Origin of the sequence: Prosthecobacter sp., from assembly GCF_044373815.1 — a bacterium.
In the GTDB taxonomy this organism is placed as follows: domain Bacteria; phylum Verrucomicrobiota; class Verrucomicrobiia; order Verrucomicrobiales; family Verrucomicrobiaceae; genus Prosthecobacter.
The window spans coordinates 1-6,044 of the sequence record NZ_JBIPNG010000412.1 but is presented as its reverse complement, the minus strand read 5'-3'; the positions used below and the strand labels follow the sequence as shown (position 1 = coordinate 6,044).

The window sequence follows — 6,044 nt, the reverse complement described above, 5'->3', positions numbered from 1 at the left end:
TCGAGGCAGTAGATGGAGTAGTCGTAGCTGCCGATGATGATTTTCTGCGCCTTGGTTTCGGGATTCGTCCAGACATTGGCGGCGGCGTGGATCTCGGCCTGCGTTTCAAACTTCCAGACTTCCTTGCCGGTGTCGGCGTTCCGGGCATAGACGAAGCCATCCTGGCAGCCCACGACGACGAGTTCGCCCGCAAAGGCGGCGGCTCCGTCAAAGGCCCCCTTGGCCTCGGTCTTCCAAATCTCTTTGCCGGTGACGAGGTCGAGACAGAAGAATTTGCCGTCCTTGCTGCCCAGATAGACCTTGCCGTTGCGCACGACGGCGCTGGAGACGAGCATCTCGGGCTGCCCCTTCGGCTTGTCCATGAGCTTGAACTGCCAGGCGAGCTCCAGCGGGAACTTCAGTTCGACGGGGGAGGTGCCTGTCATGGCCGCGTTGCCACGGGAGTCCGGCCAGTCTGCCGTTTGGGCATGCAGAAGGGCGGGGAGGAGGAGGCAGAGGAAAAGCGAGGCGCGCATGAGTTTGGACTGTGAAACTGCCATGGTGTGCGCTTTGTTGCAAACAAGCCGATGTCTGATCACGATCTCCAAGAGCCGCCGCCGATCCCACCTGACCTGCGGTGTGAGTATGAGGAGCGTCCGTTTCAGAACTGCACGCGCTGCGGCGAGTCCCTGCCAGACTTCCCTGGTGGCTTTCAAATCTCCAAGGCCTACAAGCGCGGTGAATGCGTGATGGAGTATGCGCTGTGCGATCACTGTCGCTCGCAGATGATGGAGGAGTTTTCCCAGGAGTCGAAGAAGCGGCTGGCGCAGTTTCAGGACGAGCAGGTGACGCTGGAGCGCGGCCTGGAATCGTGCGCGGTGTGCAGTGCGCGGCGCGATGCCCCGGGCATGGAGGATTTTGTGATTACCGGCGTGTGCGAAGGAATCTCCCTGCTGCACAGCGTGATGATCTGCGGCAAGTGCGGCGACACCGTGCAGGGCTTCATCTCGGTGAAAACACGCGACACCTGGCGGCGCTTTGTGGATGACAATTTCCCCGGGCCACCGCCCGAGGATTCGCTGCCGGAACCGGTGGCGATTTATCGCACTCCGGTGCCGGTGATCTCCAAGGCGTGATCGGGACGGAACTGGAGTTCATCCAGTCCGCGCTCAATGCCCGCAGCTCTCTCCTTCAGGATTGGTGTCTTCGACCTTGGCGGTGGCTTTGAGTTCTTCGAGCAAGGCGTTGAACTTTTTGTCGCGGTATTCTTCAAGGAAGCGGTTTCTCACATCCGCCTTCACTTCATCAAACGGACGTGCCACGGACGGGCGGCGGCCGGTGACGGTGCAGACGTGGAAGCCAAGCTGGGTGTTGAAGACGGGGCTGATCTCTCCCTCGCCCATGGAGAAGGCGATGGTTTCAAACTCCTCCATGAACTCGCCGCGCTTGAACCAGCCGAGGTCAATCTGCTGCTGCTCGCCGGAGCGATGCTCTTCCGCGAGCTTGGCGAAGTTAGCGCCGGCAAGGAGCTGGGAGCGGACATCGCGCATCGCTTGATAAATCTCCTGACGGCTGGTCGCACCTGAGAGGCCTTTGGTGATGTGGGAGGCCTGGATCTCCTCGTCGGTCATGTAGTGCTTGAGATTGGCCTCGTAGCAGGCTCGCAGCTCTGCCTCAGTCGGCTCAGGCTCGGGGGCGTAGATTTCCTGCAGCGTTTTGTCCAGCCGGACACCGCCTGCCACGTTCTCGCGGACGAGCGCCTCGTCTTTGACCTGCATGCCGATGTTCATGTAGAACTGCATTTCACCACCGGCCTCGTCGATGAGCTTCGTCAGGCGTGCTGTGACGTCCTCCTCAGAAACGTCAGGGTGGCGGCGGCGGCTTTCCTGACCCAGGAGGGCGCGGGAGATCAGGTTGTCCTTGGCGATGCCGCGGAATTCTGGGTCACGCTCACAGCAGGCCACCTGGAGGGTGCGCTCGTAGTGACTTTTGATGTGGCGGAATTCCGCTTCAATGATTTCGTCGTCGATGTGTTCGCCGTTGATGATTAGTGCCATATGGGCCGAACATGGAGCGCGGCGCGAAGGGCGCAAGGTTTGACAACAAACCCGGGGTGGCCTAGATGCAGCGCGCCATGGTTGCTTGGCCCGGCATGAAAACTGCGGGCTGGTCTGGCGTTCCTTCACGATGATGAGATTGATCCACCTTTTGATGACAGGGGCGGCCGCAGGGCTGCTGGCAAGCTGTGCAGCGCAGGGAGTGGTGCGAGCCATCCCGGTCGCACCCAATTCCCAGCACATGTATGCCGAGGGCGACAGTGCGCAGATCATGCCCGTGCTGCTGCCAGAGCGGACCATGCTCGTGGCCACCTCCGGTCCCGCGATCCGTGCCGCCTCCTACCTGCTGCTGGATGCACGCACCGGGCAGCATCTGGCCGGGCGCAGTTTTGAAACCGCACGTGGGGTGGCCAGCACGCAAAAGCTGGTGACCGCCTTGGTGGTGCTGGATGCGGGAAACCTCGACAAGATGGTGCGCGTGCAGTCTTCCGACGTGGCCGTGGAGCCGACGCGGCTGGGCATCCGACCGGGGGAGGTCTACTCGCGCCGTGAGCTGCTCTATGCCTTTCTGGTGAAGAGCGCGAACGATGTGGCCAATGTGCTGGCACGTGACAATGCGGGCAGCATCAGCGCCTTCACGGCCAAAATGAATGCCAAGGCGCGCGCGCTGGGCTGCGCGAACTCCAATTTCAAAAACCCCCACGGCCTCACGGTGGGCGGGCAGTACTCCACCGCACGTGACATGGCCCGGGTGGCGATGGCGGCGTACCGCAATGCCGTGATCCGTGATGTGGTGCGGCGGAAGTATTTCAGCTTCCGGCGTGCGGACGGGCGTGTGGTCACGCTCACGAACACCAATGAACTGCTGGGCGCCATGCCTGAATGCAACGGCATGAAAACCGGCTACACTGTGGCCAGCGGACGCTGTTTGATCTCCAGTGCTGCCAGCGGCGGGCGGGAGGTGATCCTGGTGCAACTTGGTACCAAGACGAAGTACATCTGGGAGGACGCCCGCATCATGATGAGCTGGGGATTGCAACGGCTGCGCTCCGGTGGTGCCTTCACAGCGGACGCGTGGACGGGAAATTGACCAACCACAAGTTGCGGCTGTTCATTCCAGCCGCCAGAGTGCCTACCCTTCATCAACGTCCAGCCAAGAATGCCGGCCACCACCCTCGTCTGTCCTCACTGCGAAAAAACTGTCGAAATCCAGGTTTCTTCAGTGACGCGCTCACGCCCCTGTCCTGAGTGCGGGCAGATGGTGATGCTGCAGATGGCGGAGAAGACCACCAAGACGAAGCGCCGTGCGCTGCTGATGACGCAGAATGAGCCGACCAGCGCACCTGCTCCGAGTCCGAGTCCGGCTGCTTTTCAAGAACCTCAGCCGCTGCCCGGCGATGCCTTTGACCGCATGCGCATGGATCCTGAGATCCGGCAGTTTCGGCGTAAGTTGATGATTGGCGCGGGTGTGGTGGGCCTCATCGTGGTCGTGCTTGTGGTCTGGAGCTTGATGCCTTCACCGGCCAAGAAGGCTGAGTCGCTTGCTTCCAAGCTGGCCAAAGCGGGCGATCCGCCTTCACAAAATGGCGGGAAGATGGTGCTGCCACCTGATGTGGCGCTGATGCAGCCTGAAGAGCCGATGCCCCAGGTGAACTCTGGCAATCTGGTGTTTCGCCCACCCGGCAGTGAGAACCTCAAAACGGCCAGTGCCCTGCCGAAAGTAACAGGCGGAGATCTGGCGAAGCTGGCTGCCGCAGAGGAAGTGATCGGGAAGTTTTTGGAAACTCCCACTTGGAAAGAGCGTGTCCTGCAGGTGCGTGATCGCCTGCGCGTGGCGCCGCTGATGAGCTTCTACTATTCGAAGAATGCGGATGGCCCGCAGGTGTTTGATTCCATCGTTGAAGCGAAGGAACTCTCCCCCAAGTTCAGCCAGCATGTGGTGGTTTTCGAAGGTGGTGGCCGGCGCGTTGCCACGGTGGAGCACTCTACGGCGGGGCCGCGTGTGGACTGGGAATCCTTCGTGGGTGCAGGTGAGATGGGCTGGTCGGATTTTCTTGAATTGAAACAGGCCGCCCCCACGCTCTTTCGGGTGCTCGTTTCTCCTGCGGGACATTTTGAAAATCAGTTTGGGGATCCCTCCAAGCTCCAGTGCTACAGCCTGCGCAACATTTCCGAACCCGGGGCCAAAGTGGTCTATGGCTATGCTGCGAAGGGCGGCCCGATCGTCAAGGCGCTGGACTACCAGCTGCAGTTGAGCGCGGACGCCACCGTGCCGATGATTCTACGGCTCAAATTTCCCCCGGACGCACCGGTGGATTTTCAGGTGTGGATCAGTGAACTGGTGCAGGCTGGCTGGGTGACCCCCTGATCGCTGGAAACAACATTCGCATCATTTTGCGCAAGATATGCAAGAACCCTTGAGGGGACCCGTAATTCCTCTCGATTCCAGTAACAATACCCCTCCCCCCTTATGAAAATGCACTCTCTCTGCCAAGGCAATCACCTTGATCTGCGCTCCGGAGCCAGCCGTCGTGACTTCCTCTACGTCGGCATGCTCGGCGGCCTCGGCCTGACATTGCCTGAGATGCTCCGCCTGCAGGCTGCTCAGGTCATGCCTGAAGTGGAAACCTTCAAGCCCGTCGCTGACTCGATCATTCACATCTACCTTCCAGGTGGCATGGCACAGCATGAGTCCTGGGACCCGAAGCCTTTTGCCTCGCCAGACTATCGCGGCCCGTTCACCCCGATTAAGACTTCCATCCCCGGCGAATACGTCGGTGAGAAGTTCGCGAACATCGCCAAGATCATGAACAAGCTCACCGTCATCCGTTCGATGACCCACGGTGAAGCCGCTCATGAGCGTGGCACGCACAACATGTTCACCGGCTACCGTCCAAGCCCGGCGATCAAGTTCCCCAGCTTCGGTTCCGTCATTTCCCACGAGCAGGGCAGCCGCAACAATCTGCCTCCGTATGTGGTGGTGCCAAACATGGTCGCTCCTGACCAGGGCACCGGCTACATGAGCAGCGCCTTCGGTCCCTTCGCTCTCGGCAGCGACCCTGCTGACAAAGGCTTCACCGTGCGCGATCTCCTCACTCCGAAAGACGTGGATGAGAAGCGTTTCGACCGTCGCCGCAACCTTCTTGGCACCGTGGACGAGCACTTCAAAAACGTGGAAAAAGCCGACTCCATCAGCGCCATGGACAGCTTCTACCAGGCCGCTTATGGCCTGATCAGCAGCAAGCAGGCTCGCGAAGCCTTTGACCTCACCAAGGAATCCGACAAGCTGCGTGACGAATACGGCCGCAACACCGCCGGTCAGCGCTTCCTGCTGGCCCGCCGTCTTGTCGAAGCCGGTGTCCGCATGGTCTCCGTCAACTACGGTGGCTGGGATCACCACTCCAACATCAAGGATGCCTTCAACGGTCAGGCTCCGAACTTCGATCAGGCCTTTGCCCGTCTCATCACCGACCTTTCCGATCGCGGCATGCTCAAGCGCACGCTCGTCATGGTCAGCTCCGAGTTCGGCCGCACACCGAAGATCAACGGCACCAATGGTCGTGACCACTGGCCACGCGTGTTCTCCGTCGCCATGGCTGGCGGTGGCATGAAGGAAGGCTACATCCACGGTGCGTCTGACGCCCTCGGTGGTGAGCCCGACCGCGATGCCGTGGGCCCTGAAGATCTTGCCAAGACCATGTACCGCCTCCTCGGCATCAACAGCGAGAAGCGCATCATGGCCGACGGCGGTCGCCCGATCGACATCGTCAACGGTGGTCGTGTCCTCACGGAAGCCCTCGCGTAATTCGAGGTCGCCAACTGATTCAGAGAACCCGGACAGCGATGTCCGGGTTTTTTGTGCACGTTTTTCAGAAAACGCTTCAGGAGCGCGGACCTCCGAGTCCGCAGCGGGTCGCATTCACGCAGCGGGTGTATCTGCACGCAGGACATTGGAAACACGAGGACTATGAGGACGAAAGAGCGACGATGCCGAAGGGCTGCTTCGGA

General features: G+C 60.6%; 6 protein-coding genes. 4 read left to right on the top strand and 2 right to left on the bottom strand.

Going from position 1 to position 6,044, the window contains the following annotated elements; all coding sequences use genetic code 11:
- A partial coding sequence (locus tag ACIREA_RS24660) for a PQQ-binding-like beta-propeller repeat protein (protein WP_397384994.1) occupies positions 1-539 on the bottom strand: 539 nt, incomplete at its 3' end.
- Positions 540-566: 27 nt separating this feature from the next.
- On the opposite strand from ACIREA_RS24660, the gene ACIREA_RS24655 reads away from it, so the two are divergent.
- On the top strand, positions 567-1,115 hold the full coding sequence (locus tag ACIREA_RS24655; RefSeq protein WP_397384993.1) for a hypothetical protein: 549 nt from the start codon (positions 567-569) through the stop codon (positions 1,113-1,115).
- A gap of 33 nt (positions 1,116-1,148) precedes the next feature.
- Here the strand turns inward: ACIREA_RS24655 and ACIREA_RS24650 are convergent, their stop codons facing one another.
- Entirely contained in the window at positions 1,149-2,036 is an 888-nt protein-coding gene (locus ACIREA_RS24650) for a peptidylprolyl isomerase (protein WP_397384992.1), read from the bottom strand.
- Between the two features lie 130 nt (positions 2,037-2,166).
- On the opposite strand from ACIREA_RS24650, the gene ACIREA_RS24645 reads away from it, so the two are divergent.
- The 3 genes from ACIREA_RS24645 to ACIREA_RS24635 all read left to right on the top strand — a co-directional run bounded on the left by ACIREA_RS24645 (position 2,167) and on the right by ACIREA_RS24635 (position 5,841).
- Positions 2,167-3,126, top strand: a complete 960-nt coding sequence (locus ACIREA_RS24645; RefSeq protein WP_397384991.1) for a D-alanyl-D-alanine carboxypeptidase family protein — start codon at positions 2,167-2,169, stop codon at positions 3,124-3,126.
- 69 nt (positions 3,127-3,195) lie between these two features.
- Positions 3,196-4,404 carry a hypothetical protein gene (locus ACIREA_RS24640; protein WP_397384990.1) on the top strand — a complete coding sequence of 403 codons (1,209 nt, stop codon included), beginning with the start codon at positions 3,196-3,198 and terminating at the stop codon, positions 4,402-4,404.
- Between the two features lie 102 nt (positions 4,405-4,506).
- Positions 4,507-5,841: a DUF1501 domain-containing protein gene (locus ACIREA_RS24635; RefSeq protein WP_397384989.1), complete on the top strand. Its 1,335-nt coding sequence runs from the start codon at positions 4,507-4,509 to the stop codon at positions 5,839-5,841.
- The last annotated feature ends 203 nt before the right edge of the window (positions 5,842-6,044 follow it).